Genomic DNA, 16,628 nt, shown 5'->3' with positions numbered 1-16,628 from the left:
TCATTATGTCTGTTGAATTATTAATGAATGTTACGCCTTCAGAGACTCGTGTTGCTTATATTGAAGACGGTATTTTACAAGAGATCCATGTTGATCGTGAGTCGCGCCGAGGAATTGTTGGCAATATTTATAAAGGAAAGGTGATTCGTATTTTACCTGGTATGCAGGCTGCTTTTGTGGATATTGGTCTTGAAAAAGCTGCTTTTTTACATGCTTCAGATATTATGCCACATACGGAATGTGTCTCCGATAGTGATCAAGAACAATTTCAAGTTAAAGATATTTCTGAACTGGTTCGCCAAGGTCAAGATTTAATGGTGCAAGTGGTTAAAGATCCTTTAGGTACTAAAGGTGCAAGGTTGACTACTGACATAACTTTACCTTCACGGTATTTAGTTTTAATGCCAGGACCAAATTCGGCTCATGTTGCTACATCGCAACGAATTGAATCTGAAGAAGAGCGAGAACGGCTGAAAAAAATCGTTGAACAGTATGTCTCTGATGAAGGCGGTTTTATTGTTAGAACGGCAGCAGAAGGGGCAAATGCTCATGAGCTTGAACAAGATGCTAATTTTTTAAAACGGCTATGGACAAAAATTCAAGAAAGAATGGCTCGTCCGGTTAGTAAAAATTTGGTATACGGAGAGCTAGCTTTATCGCAACGAGTATTACGAGACTTTGTTGGTGATCCAATTGAGCGTATATTAGTTGACTCGAAATTAACTTATGATTTGTTAGTTGAGTTTACTCAGGAATTTATGCCTGAAGTAACAAACAAACTAACCCATTATCGAGGCAATATTCCAATTTTCGATCTTTATGATATTGAAAATGAAATTCAAAGAGCGCTAGATAGAAAAGTCAAATTAAAATCCGGCGGTTATTTGATTATCGATCAAACCGAAGCCATGACTACCATTGATATTAATACCGGTGCATTTGTTGGTCATCGTAATTTAGAAGAAACTATTTTCAATACCAATATTGAAGCAACGATTGCAATTGCTCGCCAGTTAAGATTACGTAATTTAGGTGGCATTATTATTATCGATTTTATCGATATGCAAGAAAATATTCATCGTGAACGGGTATTACAATCGCTGCAAGATTTTTTAGCTAAGGATCGAGCTCGAACATCTGTCAATACTTTCTCCGGTTTAGGATTAGTCGAAATGACACGTAAGCGTACGCGTGAAAGTATTGGCCATATTCTTTGTGAAGAATGCCCATCTTGTAAAGGTCGTGGTATTGTTAAATCTGTCGAAACAGTATGTAATGAAATATTGCGTGAGATTGTCCGTGTTTATAAAGCTCATCGCTCGGAGTACTTCTTAGTTTATGCATCAGCCGCAGTAGCTAATGCATTAACCAATGATGAGTCGCATGCTTTAGCCGAAGTTGAAGTCTTTGTTGGCAAACGAGTTGAAGTAAAAGTTGAACCACTTTATATACAAGAACAGTATGATGTAGTACTTATGTAATTAGTTTAACTGTATTAACAATAAAACTAAATAAAAACTAATGTATAAGTGATAGTCAGCAACAAAGTTTTTTATTTTTATAATTAATAAATTAAGGAATTTATGAAAGTAACTCAAGTGAGTGAAAGGTTACTCTACCCAAATAACTTAAATCATCAAGATATAGCGAATTTACTTGATATGTTAAGTTCAAGACAAATTGATTTTGGTGATTTATATTTTCTATCTGGTTATTACGAAAGTTGGTCACTTGAAGATAGTATAATCAAAAATGCTTCTTTCCATCGAGATCAAGGTGTAGGTGTGCGCGCAATTATTGGTGAAAAAACTGGATTTGCTTATACCGATCAATTGTCATTAGCTCGCTTGGAACAGAGTGTATTGGCTGCTAATTCAATTACTAAACAACAAACGCCTATAGCAGTTACGCCTTTTAAAACTGCGGAAGATATCACACTTTATCCTTCGATAAATCCAATAAACAGTTTTGCCCAAGAACAAAAGATTGCTATATTACAGCAAGTTGATAAATTAGCCCGATCGATCGATTCAAGAGTAATTGAAGTATCGGCAAGCTTAATTGGTAGTTATGAAGATATCTTAATCGCAGCTACTGATGGAACCTTATGTGCTGATGTTCGCCCATTAGTTCGCTTATCGGTATCAGTTCTAGTAGAACAAGATGGTAAACGTGAACGAGGTAGCAGTGGTGGTGGTGGCCGATTTGGTTATGATTATTTTTTAACGACTAATGTTAAAACTGGTGAAAGCCATATCGATAGTTATACTCGCGAAGCGGTGCGCCAAGCTTTAGTATTACTTTCAGCTAAGCCAGCGCCTGCAGGCACAATGCCTGTGGTGTTAGGTGCAGGTTGGCCCGGCGTATTACTACATGAGGCAGTAGGTCATGGATTAGAAGGTGACTTTAATCGTAAAAATAGTTCGGTATTTTCTGGCAAAATTGGTCAGCAAGTTACCTCAGAACTTTGTACGATAGTTGATGATGGTACCATCGCTAATCGTCGTGGTTCGCTTTCTATTGATGATGAAGGTACACCTAGCCAAAAAACGGTATTAATTGAAAATGGTATTTTAAAAGGTTATATGTTTGATAAGCTCAATGCAAAATTAATGAATTGTCCTTCGACTGGTAATGGTCGTCGTGAAAGTTACGCTTACTTACCAATGCCTAGAATGACAAATACCTATATGCTTGCAGGGACGTCGAGTTTTGATGATATTATTCAAAGTGTTGATTATGGTTTATATGCCCCTAATTTTGCCGGTGGGCAAGTTGATATAACTTCAGGTAAATTTGTTTTTTCAACTTCAGAAGCTTATTTAATTGAAAAAGGTAAAATTACTACGCCAGTTAAAGGTGCAACACTCATTGGCTCAGGTATTGAAACCATGCAACAGATTTCAATGGTGGGCAATGATCTAGAATTAGATTCAGGTGTTGGTGTTTGTGGTAAAGCAGGGCAAAGTGTACCGGTTGGTGTTGGTCAACCGACTTTAAAAGTGAATAATTTAACGGTAGGTGGTACTATTAACCACTAATAATAATATATTAATGAGAAATTAAGTTAAATGGATACAATCATTACACTCTATCAAGCATTTGTTCATATGGATATTGCAACACTATCAAATCCGAATGTGTTATGGATATTATATGGCATGCTTTTTGTTATCATTTTATTAGAAAATGGTGTATTACCGGCAGCCTTTTTACCGGGTGATAGTTTGCTGTTTCTAACCGGCGTATTGATTAGTCTTGATGTTTTTCATTTTGGTCTAATAAATTTAATTCTAATTGCCGGCGCCGCATTTGGTACATGGCTTGGTTATGCGCAGGGGCGCTGGCTTGGCAATACCAAAATTGTACAAAATTGGATGGCGCATTTACCCGAAAAATATCATCGTAAATCAGAAGTTTTATTTCATAAATACGGATTACAAGCCTTATTTATCGGACGATTTATTGCATTTGTGCGTACTTTACTACCGATGATGGCGGGATTATCGGGTTTACATAGTCGCAAGTTTCATATCTATAACTGGATTAGTGCAACATTATGGATTTTCTTAATCGTAACACTAGGTTATCTATTCGGTTTATCGCCGATTTTCAAAACCTATGAAAAGCAAATTATGTCGTTACTTATGTTAATACCAGTATTTTTATTGCTATTAGGCCTGCTCTTTACAATTTGGCTAGCCATTAAACGTTGGTTGAGCAATAAAAAGCAAGTGAAACAAGATACAACAGAAAAGTAAAAGAGCGAAATTAACCGATAAGCCGGGTTCTGTCGTGGACAATCATTCCTCTAGGCTAATACTCACGTATTAGCTCAAGCAGTCTACCCGGATTCAACGCGGGCCGCGCCAATGAATCCCTATTTGACCTTGCTCCGAGTGGAGTTTACCGTGCCACAACTGTTACCAGTTGCGCGGTGCGCTCTTACCGCACCCTTTCACCCTTACCTGATCTTATTACTAAGCCATCGGCGGTATACTCTCTGTTGCACTAGTCGTGAATTTTAGCTCTCGCCAAAATCCCCCAGGCGTTACCTGGCACTCTGCCCTATGGAGCCCGGACTTTCCTCCCCTCTGTTTGTCTCCCTTTTGCAAGGGACTACAACAAAGCAGCGATTGTCTGGTTAATTTCGGCAAAGAGTATAACCTAATCGTTATTTTTGTCCAGAACAGAATAGGGATTATGGTTGCAATCTGTACAAAAGAGCTAATTAAACAATAAGAAAATTAATGTTTGATAAATAAGTCAGCTTTAGATTGGTATGACGTAGGGAAATAAAGCAAAAAGCACATCGATAGGATGTGCCTTACTTAATAGGTAATTAGATTTACCATTTTTTCTGTTTATTATTTTGCGTGTAGTTAAACCAAGTCACTACACCTTCTTTAACAATGACTTCTAATGTACCTTCAAGAATATTGTAACTGGTTTCACCTAATAAAACGTGGCTGGTTGAACTCTTTTTCAGGTATTTATAAGTCCATTTAGTTTCATTACTATTGATAATTGTTTTAGTTGTTGGTTCACCAAACATATGTAAAAGCTGTACTTCAGAGGTTGAACCTTCCACTATCTTATTCACTTCTTCGAGACTAAGTGGAGTACCTTGTTCAAAATAATTATTGTGTGAACATGCCGCTAATGCCAATATTGAAAATAGAATGATAAAAATTTTACTAATGTTTTTCATGGATTATTGCCTATTAATTATGATTTATAATAAAAGATAACTAATCATAGCATAGCTTTATTGTTGTGGAAAATGATGGAATCACAGATTTCAATAATAGTAAGTAATCACAATTATTAACATTAAAGAATAAAAATAATATATGGAAACATATAATATTTCTTAATGTTTCCATTTGTTTTTAAAATGGATGTAATATTTTTATTTAGCTATTGTTTTATGCGGTATCGTCTTGTTTTTTTCTTAACACTCGCTTAATTGGTTGTTTTGTCATGGAATTAATATAACGACTTGGCCAAATTTGCGAAGGTTTTAAATTAAGTGCTTTGGCAATGATCGTTTCCCCTTTGGTCCACGGCCTTACTAATGCATTGCTCAATGTTGATGAACTCAAACCCGATTTACGAGATAATTCTGCCAGTGTCGTGCCTTTCTTTTTTAACGCTGCAATTATATCAGCTTTATGCCAGTCATTAGATTTTATTTCCATTTTTTCATCCTTCTTAGTTTATAACCTTAAATATCTATGTTATGCTTTCTTGTTATCAAAACCAGTAAGTTTATAATTTAACTTTAAACATTAATAATAAGTGGTTTCTTATTTATTGTAACAAAGTTTCTTTAATTTCTATAACTTTTTTCTTGTTTCTTAAAAGTAGGGTAATTAAAATGAAAGAGTGGTTCTCACCTAAAGAACTATTAAGCATTGCCGGAATGCCTTCGACTACGCAAGGGATTAACCGTAAAGCAAGAGCTGAAAAGTGGACTTCTCGAAAACGATCTGGTGTTCGTGGTAAAGCACTTGAATATCATATAAGTAGTTTATCGATAGATGTGAAAAAAGCTTTATGTCTTGAAGAAGAGGGTGCGACTTATGTGGTTTCGCCAATAGATCCACTGCAACTTTGGATGACTGCATTTGAACAGTTATCTACAGAAGAGCAAACAATTGTTAGTTCATGGCTAATGCGTAATGGTATTAAAGATTTTATTACCTTTATTAATAAATCGAAAAAAGATAATTAGTGTTATTGTATAAGCTGATATATACTTTAACGTCAGAAATTTTTAGTCGCTATGATGGAATAACCAATGGAAAATCAGTTTCAATTAACGAATAGTAAAGAGATTATTATTTATTTAGCTCAACAGTTTCCGAATTGTTTTACAATTGAAGGGGAAGCCAAGCCTTTAAAAATTGGCATCTTTCAAGATATCCTTTCTCGTTTTGAAAATAGTGAAGTACTAAGTAAAACTAAACTCCGTGTTGCATTAAGAGGGTATACAATGGGGTGGCGTTATTTATATAGCATAAAAGAAGGTGCACATCGTGTTGATTTGGATGGTAATCCAACTGAAATTATCACCAAAGAACAAATGGAACATGCTCAACAGCAATTGAAAGAAAGCAAAGAGCAAGCTAAAGAACGTGCCAAACAAAAACGTAAAGCGGCCCCAAAACCGGCTAGGAAACCACGAACTTTGAAAATAGGTGATTTTGTTAAAGTTAATGTTGGTAACAAACCAATAAAGGGACAAATCATTACAATTGAAAAGGAACATATCAAAGTTAAAGTGGGCGCTGGAATGGAATTGATGGTCAAACCTGAGCATATTGTTAATAGATAGAGAATTTATATGAATAAGCTACTGAAAAGTTTTATTAAATTCGGTCTCATTTTATGTTTTGTTAGTACAACTGCTCAGGCCAAACCATCGGTAACTGATCAAATTCCTGTTTTAAAGCAAGACGAAGTACATCAAGTGGTTGCCAAACGTGTGACCAACTTTTTTACGCAATCACATTACCGTGACTTTTCGTTAAATGGTGCCTTTTCTGCTAAAATTTTCGATCGTTATTTCAAACTGTTAGATGGTAATAAAATCATCTTTCTTCAAGAAGATGTAAATAAATTCCGTAATCGTCAAGAACAATTGGGGCAAGAACTCATGGATGGCGATTTAAAAACAGCATACGATATTTACAATCTTTTCTTGCAAAAGCGCTACAATCGTTATCAATATGCACTTGAAGTCTTAAAACGTCCGATGGACTTTAATACTAAAGACCAAATAAATTTTAAACGTGAAGATATGGCGTGGCCAATTTCTGAGAAAGAGCTCGATGAATATTGGGATAAACGAGTTAAATATGATGAGTTAAATTTATCTTTAACTGGTAAAAATGAGAGCCAAATACGTGAAGTTCTAACTAAACGTTATCAACGAGTATTAAAAACGATTGTCCAATCTAATAATGAAGATTGTTTCCAAGTGTTTATGAATGCTTTTGCGCGAGAAATCGATCCTCATACTAGTTATTTAGCACCACGTAAAAAACGTGATTTTGATTCAGAAATGAGTCTGTCTTTTGAAGGTATTGGGGCAACGCTTAGCCAACAAGATGATTATACTGTGATTATGTCTTTTGTGACTGGTGGCCCAGCTGAGAAAAGTAAATTATTATCAGTCGGCGACAGAATTATCGGTGTAGGACAAAGTAACTCTGCTATTGAAGATGTCATCGGTTGGCGTTTAGATGACATTGTTGATAAAATCCGTGGGCCTAAAAATACTGTAGTAAAATTAGAAATTTTACCCGCTGGTAATAACAGCAAATCGAAAGTGATTGAACTTACTCGTGATAAAATTCATTTCGAAGATCGTGAAGCTAAATTGAAAACTATCAATAATAGCCGTGGTAAAATCGGTATTATTGAAATACCGAGTTTTTATATTGGTCTAACCAAAAAAGTTGAATCGTTAATTCTCGAAGCCAACAATGCAAACCTACAAGGTTTGGTTATTGATTTACGTGATAATGGCGGTGGTTCATTAGCTGAAGTAATTGAATTAACAGGATTATTTATCGACAGTGGTCCAGTTGTACAAGTGCGAGATAATTTACAAAAGATCACCACTTACAATGACAAAAATAAAGGTATTGAATACACAGGCCCAATTGTTGTCATGATCAATCGTTATAGTGCATCGGCATCAGAAATCTTTTCAGCTGCGATGCAAGATTATGGTCGAGCTGTTATTGTTGGTGAAACTACCTATGGTAAAGGAACTGTACAGACCTCTCGTAACATTTCATATCCTGTTGATGTGCGATTGCATCCTAAATGGCCAGAACTTGGTGGTGCGCAATACACAGTACAAAAATTTTACCGCATTAATGGTGGAAGCACTCAGTTAAAAGGAGTGGTACCTGATATCGAAATGACGAAAAGCCAATATATTGATGAAACTGGCGAACGCTTCTTAGATAATGCCATGCCGTGGGATAAAATTCCATCCGCTGATTATTTAACTGTTGCTAATATTAAACCATTGCTAGCTAACTTGAAGTCACAGCATCAAGCTCGAATTGCTAATAATCCTGAATTTAATTATATTGAAGAGGATATTAAGCGATTTAATGATAAAAAAGATAATCAATATGTGGTTTCTTTGAATAAAAAACAGCGAGAAACCGAACAAAAAGCTAGTGATGATCGTGATTTAAAAAGGATGAATGAGCGTTTAAATCGTGCTGGTTTAGCACCAATTACTAAATTAAAAGATCTGCCTAAAGATTATAAACAGCCAGATGCTTTTCTTGATGAGGCAGTCGAAATTTTACTCGATTTAATACCAAATTATCCTAATATCGAGGCTAGTAAAGTTAGGGGTGGATTTCTTTCTTTAGATAAACCAATCGAATAGTTATAAAACTAAAAGTAAGGAATAAGTATTATGAGTATCAATTTAAAATATGCATTAGTTACAGCGGTTCTTATTTTATCTGTTCTTACAGTATTCGGAACCATCGTTTGCATGAATTAACACTTGATTAATTTTTTGCAGATAATTATAGTATGCACCCTGCTTTCAAAAAGCAGGGCTAAATTAAGGTGAGGTGTCCGAGTGGTTGAAGGAGCACGCCTGGAAAGTGTGTATACGGCAACGTATCAAGGGTTCGAATCCCTTCCTCACCGCCATAAATGTTTATTTAATCATCGAAGGAAAGAGCCATTAGGTTCTTTAGCATTGTCAACGAATGCCATTAATATTGTTTTGGCATTTTTCCTCAGCTTTAGTGACCTGACGTGATGATTAATCTCTTCCTCTCCATGATCTTTCGGAGTTAATATGGAAAACTTACGCACTGTTCAGGATTATATACGCTGGACCACTTCACAACTTAGTCAATCCGATATCTTTTTAGGTCATGGCACCGATAATCCTATCGATGAAGCTAAACAACTTATCTTAGCTACGCTAGGCCTATCACTATTTATTCCCCCAGAGTTTTATGCTGCAAATCTGACTAATGATGAAAAACAACAATTGAATGAGATCATCAACAAACGTATTAATGATCGCTTACCAACACCTTACCTAACTAATCAAGCGTGGTTCTGTGGTCATAGTTTTTACGTTGATGAACGGGTCTTAATTCCACGTTCTCCTATTGGTGAACTGATTAATAATCAGTTTAAAGATATAATCAGTAGTGAACCAAAAAATATTTTAGATCTCTGTACTGGTAGTGGGTGTATTGGTATTGCTTGTGCTTATGCATTTCCTGATGCTCAAGTAGATATTACCGATATTTCATTAGAAGCATTAGATGTCGCTCAAACTAATATTGAATTGCATGATATGCAGTATCAAGTTACACCAATTTTATCCGATCTATTTAATCAATTAGATAATAAAAAATATGACCTAATTGTGACTAATCCTCCTTACGTTGATGATGAAGATATGAGTGATCTTCCTGACGAGTTTTTATATGAACCAAAATTAGCACTCGAAGCAGGATTTGATGGATTAGACTTAGCAAAAAGAATTTTACACGATGCTTGTGACTATCTAACACCTGATGGTGTATTAGTCTGTGAAGTTGGTAATAGCTGGGTGTCTTTACAAGAACAATATCCAGATGTACCCTTTAACTGGCTCAGTTTTGAGCATGGTGGATTTGGTGTATTTGCAATCACGCAGGCTGACTTGAAGGCTTATCAGCACTATTTTAAATAAATTAACTATAAAATAAAAAAACTGGAATAAGAACTATGGCTGGAAATTCAATTGGTAAATTATTTAAAGTCACAACCTTTGGTGAATCACATGGTACTGCATTAGGTTGCATTGTTGATGGCGTACCACCAGGAATGAATTTAAGCGAATCCGATATGCAACACGATCTTGATCGCCGTCGTCCTGGTTCTTCTCGTTATACCACGCAACGTCGAGAAGCTGATCAAGTAAAAATCCTCTCCGGCGTATTTGAAGGTGTAACAACAGGCACCAGTATTGGATTATTAATTGAAAACACCGACCAACGTTCACAAGATTACAGCAAAATAAAAGATATTTTTAGACCGAGCCATGCCGATTATACCTACCAAAAAAAATATGGTATTCGGGATTACCGTGGAGGTGGTCGATCATCGGCACGTGAAACTGCCATGCGTGTTGCGGCAGGTGCTATTGCCAAAAAATATTTACATGAAAAATTAGGTATTACTATTCGTGGTTATTTAGCACAAATGGGTGATATCCAATGTCAATTAAATGATTGGCAACAAGTTGATCAAAATCCATTTTTCTGTCCAGATGAAAGTAAACTAGAAGCTCTTGATCAATTATTAAGACAGCTTAAAAAAGAGGGTGATTCAGTTGGCGCTAAAGTTTGTATTGTTGCTGAAAATGTTCCTGTAGGTCTAGGTGAGCCAGTCTTTGATAAATTAGATGCAGATCTTGCCCATGCATTAATGAGTATTAATGCGGTAAAAGGAGTTGAAATTGGTGATGGTTTTGCTGCGGTTAATAAACGTGGTAGTGAAAATCGTGACGAAATAACCCCACAAGGATTTTTATCAAATCATGCTGGTGGTATTTTGGGTGGAATTAGCTCTGGCCAAACTATTATTAGTAGCATAGCATTAAAACCAACTCCAAGTATTGAAATTGCCGGACAATCAATTAATATTAATGGTGAAAGTGTTGAAGTTTCAACCCATGGCAGACATGATCCTTGTGTTGGTATTCGAGCAGTGCCTATTGCTGAAGCAATGGTCGCTATCGTGTTAATGGATCATTATCTTCGCTATCGGGCTCAATGTAGTGATGTAAAATAATCATGAGTTACGAATTACTAGTTTTACTTTTTTTAATTGCGACGTTAGCAGGCTTTATTGATTCAATTGCTGGTGGCGGTGGACTATTAACGGTACCGGCACTACTTGCTGTAGGCTTACCACCAGCTAGTGCATTAGCCACTAATAAATTACAAAGTTGTGGCGGTTCGTTTTCTGCTAGTTTCTATTTTATTCGCCAGCGTATGGTTGATTTAAAACAGCAAAAATGGGCGATAGCTTGTGCATTCATTGGTTCCGCTCTTGGCACATTATCAGTCATGCATATACAAGCGGATTTCTTAAAATTATTGTTACCAATATTAACCATTAGTGTAGGACTTTATTTTCTACTATCACCAACAATCGGAGATAGTGATCGTAATAGTCGGCTTTCGTTTTTACAGTTTGCTTTGATTCCTGCGTTGATTATTGGCTTTTATGATGGTTTTTTTGGGCCCGGTGCAGGATCATTCTATGCACTCGCATATATTACTCTGGCTGGATTCAATTTAACTAAAGCAACCGCTCATACCAAAGTACTCAATTTTACCTCTAATTTAGCAGGATTAATCTTCTTTATTGCTGGAGGTGAAGTGGTATGGTCAATTGGTTTAGTTATGTTAGTTGGCCAATTTATCGGCGCAAGATTAGGTGCAAAAATGGTTATTGCCAAAGGACGAAAATTAATAAGACCAATGTTAATTACCGTTTCTACCATTATGAGTGTCAAATTAATCTATGAAAACTTCTTTTAATCATTGCTAATAAAATTTAGAACCAGTTTTAGTACAATCAATAAGCTAACAACCAAGAATACATTAGCCAATTAAAAACCCCGTTCCTCAACATTTTGAGGGACGGGGTTTTTGCATTTCCCAAAGTCTATATTTTAAATTAATAATAAACCCTTTTTTTTACATCAAAATTAATCTGATAAAAATCAGATAGTTGAAATTAACCGCAAAAAAAGGGTTTTTAATATCAAAATTGTCATTTACCTTTATTTGAACAATGATTATATTATATTGGTTTCTAGTTCAACGCCGTATAGGTGGTTTAGAAATAGTCAAATTTTTATTATTACAAACAGAGCTTGTTCAACGCCGTATAGGTGGTTTAGAAATGTCGGTGATGACGGCGATATCACGTACGGTAGTTCAACGCCGTATAGGTGGTTTAGAAAAAGGAAGTAATTAAAGATATTGACATGGAACGGTTTAACTCCGTATAGGCGGTAAAATCATTTATTAAATCTCTTAGATAATTATTTAAAAGACTCGTTTTATACATAAAACAATGTTAATTTATTGCTATCTAGAATTTGAGTTTATTTACTTATTATCATGGATTTGATTCATTCGTCTGATCTTAAAACGATTCTACATTCCAAGCGTGCTAATATCTATTATTTGGAGCATTGTCGAGTTTTAGTCAATGGTGGTCGAGTTGAATATGTGACCGATCAAGGTCAGCAGTCATTATATTGGAACATTCCAATAGCTAATACTAGCTGTATTTTACTTGGTACCGGCACTTCATTAACTCAAGCTGCAGTGCGTGAACTTTCCCGAGCAGGAGTTATGATTGGCTTTTGTGGGGGAGGGGGAACGCCTCTATTTTCCTCGACAGAATCAGAATTTGCCTGCCAATTTTTTTCGCCACAAAGTGAATATCGTGCAACCGAATATCTGCAAAGTTGGTGTCAATTCTGGTTTGACGATAATCTCCGCCTACAAGCTGCGAAAACTCTTCAACAACAGCGACTCAAAATCATTCAGCAATGTTGGCCGAAATTTGATTGGCAAATTGACGATAAGCAACTCATTACGTTGTTAAATGATGCTGAAAAACAATTTCAAGATGCGGCAACGAGTCAAGCATTGTTAGCTGCTGAAGGGCGCATCAGCAAACGCCTTTATGGCATGGCAAATCAACTTACTTTACAAGATGATAATTTTAAACGGGAGCAAGGTTCACGAGGCAAGCATTATGATCCTGCTAACCAATTTCTAGATCATGGTAATTATTTAGCTTATGGATTAGGTGCAACAGCTTGTTGGGTATTAGGCTTACCACATGGTTTGGCTATATTACATGGCAAAACCAGACGTGGAGGGCTAGTATTTGATGCTGCTGATATTATTAAAGATGGCATAGTGTTACCACAAGCTTTTATATCAGCTAAACAAGGTGATAGTGAAAAAGAATTTCGACAAGCATGTATTTCACAGTTTGCACAATTAGGTGCACTGGATATGATTATTGATACATTGAAACAGATAGCAGATAAAACATGAATATTTTGCTAGTTAGCCAATGCAAGAAAAATGCATTAACTCAGACTCGTCGTATTATCGATCAGTTTGCTGAACGTTGTGGTGAACGAACTTGGCAAACGCCGATGACTGCCGATGGTTTACAGACACTGTATAAATTATTACGTAAAACAGCACGAAAAAATACTGCCGTTGCTTGTTACTGGACGCATGGAAAAAATCTAACCGATCTACTCTGGATTGTTGGTGATAAAAGCCAATTTAATCAACAAGGCCGAGTGCCAACTAATCGTACTAAGCGCAATATATTACGCAATGATAGTGAAAATAGTTGGCAATATGCCACATCTATCCAACTTATCGCAACCATTGCTGCGCTATTGCATGATTTGGGCAAAGCGACAGTCGGTTTTCAAGATAAATTACGTAAAAGTCGACTGGCAGGTGATCCGTTTCGTCATGAGTGGATTTCATTACAGTTATTCTTATTGATGATTCGTGATTGTAATACTAATCAAGAGGTTTTAACCCGTTTAGCTAATTTTGCTGATCATCAACAAATTACACCTGATTGGTATAAAGAGCTAGCAAAGACAGAAAAAAACGATCTCTCTCAATTGCCATTATTGGCCCAATGGATTGGCTGGTTAATTGTGTCACACCATCGCATGCCTTTTTTAATGCCAGTTAGATATAAAGATTGTCAAAATAAACAAAAAGATGATTTCGATATTTCGGGTCTCACAATAAAAAGCTTTTTTAAAACATTTAAAGCAGTTGAACAATGGGTTAGAAATTTTAATATTGAAGACAGTGCCGATTTTTGGCAACTTAAAAGTGATATAACCTTAAGCCAATCTTGGCTTAAAAAATTAAGTCGCTATGCAAGCAAGGCAATTAATCACCCTCCTTTAATGCAATTAACCAATATTGATTCATTATTATTACATCTATCACGATTAAGTCTTATGGTTGCTGACCATAACTATTCCAGCATATCAATCAATGACGAAGAAGCCCAAAAGGTTGAAGATATTCTTATCGCCAATACCAATAAAAGTCAGCAAGCCAATCAACGATTAGATGATCATCTATTAGGTGTTGCTAATTTTACCGCTCGTTTTGCTCGCTTATTACCTAAAATGAACGCTGAATTACCAGCAATTAATCAGCATAAACCATTTACGCAGCGCACTACGATTAAACGCTTTCAATGGCAAAACCATGCTTTTGATTTGGCTAAAAGTTATCAACAGTTAAGTGAGGATAATGGCTTTTTTGGCGTCAATATGGCATCGACTGGCTGTGGTAAAACCTTAGCTAATGGGCGAATTATGTATGCATTATCAAATCCACAGCGTGGGGTACGATTTACGATTGCTTTAGGATTACGAGTATTAACTTTACAAACAGGTAAAGCGTTACGAGAAAGATTGCATTTAACTGATGAGCATTTGGCTATTTTGGTTGGGGGGCGAGCAACAAAGACCCTATTTGAGTTAGAAAATCAGCCGCAAATTACTAAAAATGAAAATGAGATAAATCCCGAAACGCTTGGTTGTGAATCGACAGAATCATTAGTCGATGAATATATTGATGTGGCAGAGAGTGGTATTGCTGACTGTGAGCTTGGTACCATTATCGAAAACAGTAAGGCTCGTCAGTTGATCTATGCGCCGATTGTGACATGTACCGTTGATCACTTAATGCAAGCTAGCGAATGTCTCCGAGGTGGCAAATATATCGCCCCTACCTTAAGGTTGCTTACAGCGGATTTAATTTTAGATGAACCGGATGATTTTGATCAGCGAGATTTACCTGCTTTGGCAAGGTTAGTTTATTTAGCCGGGCTTTATGGCAGTAAAGTGTTACTCTCATCGGCTACCTTAACGCCAGATCTAATTGCTGGTTTATTCGATGCTTATCAAGCCGGTCGCAAAATTTGGAATCAGAATACAGGAAGGTCTAATCAGGGGATTATTTGTGGATGGTTTGATGAATATCAGCAGTCAGTTGAACAAATAGCTGATACGGTTAATTTTAAACATCATCATACGCAGTTTATCGAAACAAGAATAGCGAAGTTGCAACAAGGGGTAATTCGCCGTCGAGGGCAAATTTTAGAATTATTAAATTACCCATTCAATAAAAAAGAAAATTTAGATGCAGGCTATGCTTTATTGGCGCAACAGTTATTAGATCAAGCTTATCATTTTCATTTACAGCACCATCAACATGATCCGCAAACCAACAAAAAAATTAGTGTTGGTTTAATGCGCTTTGCGCACATTGATGATGTGATGTTGCTCACCAAGCAAATCTACCAGCAAACTGAGTTACCGGCAAATGTTCAATTTCATCTGGTGGTTTATCATGCCAGACAACTGCTACTATTGCGCAGTCAATTAGAAGAAAAACTGGATAGAATTTTAAACCGTAGTGATGCTAATAAATTATTTGATCAACCTGAAATCCGTGCAGCAATAAAAAACAGTGATAAACAACATCACATATTTATCGTCATCGGCACACCGGTTACTGAAGTTGGACGTGATCATGATTATGATTGGGCAATTGTTGAGCCATCTTCAATGCGTTCAATTATTCAGTTAGTAGGACGAGTTTGGCGGCATAGACCGGAAAAAATAGCCGAAAGTGCTAATGTGGCGATTCTAGGCAGTAATTTAGAAGCGATGAAAAACGGCAACAATTTAGGTGTTAATAGCGCTTGTTTTACTAAACCGGGATTTGAACAAAAACCATTATTTTTATTAAAAACACATAAGACTGAGCAACTGATAACGTCAGAACAATTAGCAAATATTAATGCGATTCCTCGTATTATGACTGATTCGCAAGCAGGCTTAACATTAGCAGAACTAGAACATAAGGTTATGGCAAATTTATTTCCAATCAATGCGCGCAAAAGTAATTATGTTACCAGTTATTGGCAAACTGATTTGGCACATCACCATTGTGTTCATCTACAGTTAATCTCGCCTTTCAGGCTGCAAGAGCAACCACAAGATGAGTATATTTGCCAACTTGATGACAATGGTGAATACCGATTTAGTTATGCCGAAATCGCTTGGCAAAAACCAAACGAACAGTGTGAAGATACACAAAATTACAATTTTAAATATGATAATTGGCAATTTACCAATCCATTGATACAGCCATGGCTTATCAACACCGTTGAGCAAGCGATTACTCAAATAGCAGAATATTTTCCAGATAAAAATCATTATCGGCTAGCTAATGAATTTTGTACTATTAATTTAAATAGCGAAACACGCTGGTGCTTTCATCCCTATTTTGGTTTTTATAAAGATAGAGGTTAAAAGGAGAGGTTATTTATTATTTTTTAGAAAAATTTTATATTTAAAAAAAGGTGTTTCCTCAACTATTTTTATAGAAAATAATCAGCTGAGTAGTGCATGCTAGTAATGCTTGAATAATTACTCTATACTTAACTGCACTGCCGTATAGGTAGTTTAGAAATATGAA

The 16,628-nt window shown here is 36.1% G+C and carries 14 protein-coding genes, 1 tRNA gene and 1 other RNA gene; 13 read left to right on the top strand and 3 right to left on the bottom strand.

The window, feature by feature from the left end; translation table 11 throughout:
- Positions 1 to 5 precede the first annotated feature (5 nt).
- The 3 genes from rng (at position 6) to B6D18_RS02765 (ending at position 3,761) form a co-directional block, all read left to right on the top strand.
- The gene (gene rng / locus B6D18_RS02775; protein WP_086363034.1) at positions 6 to 1,481 is read left to right on the top strand and encodes a ribonuclease G; all 1,476 of its coding nucleotides are present in this window, start codon (positions 6 to 8) and stop codon (positions 1,479 to 1,481) included.
- A gap of 102 nt (positions 1,482 to 1,583) precedes the next feature.
- Positions 1,584 to 3,041: a metalloprotease TldD gene (gene tldD, locus B6D18_RS02770; protein ID WP_086363033.1), complete on the top strand. Its 1,458-nt coding sequence runs from the start codon at positions 1,584 to 1,586 to the stop codon at positions 3,039 to 3,041.
- 30 nt (positions 3,042 to 3,071) lie between these two features.
- Positions 3,072 to 3,761: a DedA family protein gene (locus B6D18_RS02765; protein ID WP_086363032.1), complete on the top strand. Its 690-nt coding sequence runs from the start codon at positions 3,072 to 3,074 to the stop codon at positions 3,759 to 3,761.
- A 2-nt stretch (positions 3,762 to 3,763) separates the two neighbouring features.
- Here the strand turns inward: B6D18_RS02765 and rnpB are convergent.
- The 3 genes from rnpB to B6D18_RS02750 form a co-directional block, all read right to left on the bottom strand.
- Positions 3,764 to 4,152: RNase P RNA component class A (rnpB, locus tag B6D18_RS02760), an RNA gene on the bottom strand.
- Between the two features lie 196 nt (positions 4,153 to 4,348).
- The gene (locus B6D18_RS02755; RefSeq protein ID WP_086363031.1) at positions 4,349 to 4,711 is read right to left on the bottom strand and encodes a hypothetical protein; all 363 of its coding nucleotides are present in this window, start codon (positions 4,709 to 4,711) and stop codon (positions 4,349 to 4,351) included.
- A gap of 217 nt (positions 4,712 to 4,928) precedes the next feature.
- Positions 4,929 to 5,201 carry a helix-turn-helix transcriptional regulator gene (locus B6D18_RS02750; protein WP_086363030.1) on the bottom strand — a complete coding sequence of 91 codons (273 nt, stop codon included), beginning with the start codon at positions 5,199 to 5,201 and terminating at the stop codon, positions 4,929 to 4,931.
- Between the two features lie 179 nt (positions 5,202 to 5,380).
- Between B6D18_RS02750 and B6D18_RS02745 the strand changes: the two genes are divergently transcribed.
- The 10 genes from B6D18_RS02745 to cas3f all read left to right on the top strand — a co-directional run bounded on the left by B6D18_RS02745 (position 5,381) and on the right by cas3f (position 16,462).
- Complete coding sequence (locus B6D18_RS02745; protein ID WP_086363029.1) at positions 5,381 to 5,737, top strand: DNA-binding protein; 357 nt, start codon at positions 5,381 to 5,383, stop codon at positions 5,735 to 5,737.
- Positions 5,738 to 5,803: 66 nt separating this feature from the next.
- Positions 5,804 to 6,340 (top strand): RNA chaperone ProQ, encoded by a 537-nt coding sequence (gene proQ / locus B6D18_RS02740; protein WP_086363028.1) that lies wholly within the window; start codon positions 5,804 to 5,806, stop codon positions 6,338 to 6,340.
- 9 nt (positions 6,341 to 6,349) lie between these two features.
- Positions 6,350 to 8,422 (top strand): carboxy terminal-processing peptidase, encoded by a 2,073-nt coding sequence (prc, locus tag B6D18_RS02735; RefSeq protein ID WP_086363027.1) that lies wholly within the window; start codon positions 6,350 to 6,352, stop codon positions 8,420 to 8,422.
- A 30-nt stretch (positions 8,423 to 8,452) separates the two neighbouring features.
- Positions 8,453 to 8,542, top strand: coding sequence for a YnhF family membrane protein (locus tag B6D18_RS12970; RefSeq protein ID WP_144063944.1), 90 nt, complete (start codon positions 8,453 to 8,455; stop codon positions 8,540 to 8,542).
- A 67-nt stretch (positions 8,543 to 8,609) separates the two neighbouring features.
- Positions 8,610 to 8,697, top strand: a tRNA-Ser gene (locus B6D18_RS02730).
- Positions 8,698 to 8,848: 151 nt separating this feature from the next.
- A complete protein-coding gene (gene prmB, locus B6D18_RS02725) occupies positions 8,849 to 9,742 on the top strand; it encodes a 50S ribosomal protein L3 N(5)-glutamine methyltransferase (RefSeq protein WP_086363026.1) in 894 nt (297 codons plus the stop codon).
- A 35-nt stretch (positions 9,743 to 9,777) separates the two neighbouring features.
- Positions 9,778 to 10,845: a chorismate synthase gene (gene aroC / locus B6D18_RS02720; protein ID WP_086363025.1), complete on the top strand. Its 1,068-nt coding sequence runs from the start codon at positions 9,778 to 9,780 to the stop codon at positions 10,843 to 10,845.
- 2 nt (positions 10,846 to 10,847) lie between these two features.
- A complete protein-coding gene (locus tag B6D18_RS02715) occupies positions 10,848 to 11,600 on the top strand; it encodes a TSUP family transporter (protein ID WP_086363024.1) in 753 nt (250 codons plus the stop codon).
- Between the two features lie 588 nt (positions 11,601 to 12,188).
- A complete protein-coding gene (cas1f, locus tag B6D18_RS02710) occupies positions 12,189 to 13,142 on the top strand; it encodes a type I-F CRISPR-associated endonuclease Cas1f (RefSeq protein ID WP_086363023.1) in 954 nt (317 codons plus the stop codon).
- Positions 13,139 to 16,462, top strand: a complete 3,324-nt coding sequence (gene cas3f, locus B6D18_RS02705) for a type I-F CRISPR-associated helicase Cas3f (RefSeq protein ID WP_086363022.1) — start codon at positions 13,139 to 13,141, stop codon at positions 16,460 to 16,462. The genes cas1f and cas3f overlap by 4 nt, the downstream gene beginning before the upstream one ends.
- Positions 16,463 to 16,628: the final 166 nt, after the last annotated feature.

It is taken from the genome of Gilliamella sp. A7, assembly GCF_002142015.1.
GTDB lineage: Bacteria > Pseudomonadota > Gammaproteobacteria > Enterobacterales > Orbaceae > Gilliamella > Gilliamella apis_A.
The sequence above is the reverse complement of the archived record's forward strand: the minus strand, read 5'-3'. Positions and strand labels throughout refer to the sequence as shown.

What these genes read in the sequence shown, in the direction of transcription:
- aroC (WP_086363025.1), top strand. Translation starts at nt 9,778, where the DNA reads ATGGCTGGAAATTCAATTGGTAAATTATTTAAAGTCACAACCTTTGGT.
- B6D18_RS02750 (WP_086363030.1), bottom strand. Translation starts at nt 5,201, where the DNA reads ATGGAAATAAAATCTAATGACTGGCATAAAGCTGATATAATTGCAGCG.
- B6D18_RS02745 (WP_086363029.1), top strand. Translation starts at nt 5,381, where the DNA reads ATGAAAGAGTGGTTCTCACCTAAAGAACTATTAAGCATTGCCGGAATG.
- tldD (WP_086363033.1), top strand. Translation starts at nt 1,584, where the DNA reads ATGAAAGTAACTCAAGTGAGTGAAAGGTTACTCTACCCAAATAACTTA.
- cas1f (WP_086363023.1), top strand. Translation starts at nt 12,189, where the DNA reads ATGGATTTGATTCATTCGTCTGATCTTAAAACGATTCTACATTCCAAG.
- prmB (WP_086363026.1), top strand. Translation starts at nt 8,849, where the DNA reads ATGGAAAACTTACGCACTGTTCAGGATTATATACGCTGGACCACTTCA.
- B6D18_RS02765 (WP_086363032.1), top strand. Translation starts at nt 3,072, where the DNA reads ATGGATACAATCATTACACTCTATCAAGCATTTGTTCATATGGATATT.
- B6D18_RS02715 (WP_086363024.1), top strand. Translation starts at nt 10,848, where the DNA reads ATGAGTTACGAATTACTAGTTTTACTTTTTTTAATTGCGACGTTAGCA.
- B6D18_RS02755 (WP_086363031.1), bottom strand. Translation starts at nt 4,711, where the DNA reads ATGAAAAACATTAGTAAAATTTTTATCATTCTATTTTCAATATTGGCA.
- B6D18_RS12970 (WP_144063944.1), top strand. Translation starts at nt 8,453, where the DNA reads ATGAGTATCAATTTAAAATATGCATTAGTTACAGCGGTTCTTATTTTA.
- rng (WP_086363034.1), top strand. Translation starts at nt 6, where the DNA reads ATGTCTGTTGAATTATTAATGAATGTTACGCCTTCAGAGACTCGTGTT.
- cas3f (WP_086363022.1), top strand. Translation starts at nt 13,139, where the DNA reads ATGAATATTTTGCTAGTTAGCCAATGCAAGAAAAATGCATTAACTCAG.
- proQ (WP_086363028.1), top strand. Translation starts at nt 5,804, where the DNA reads ATGGAAAATCAGTTTCAATTAACGAATAGTAAAGAGATTATTATTTAT.
- prc (WP_086363027.1), top strand. Translation starts at nt 6,350, where the DNA reads ATGAATAAGCTACTGAAAAGTTTTATTAAATTCGGTCTCATTTTATGT.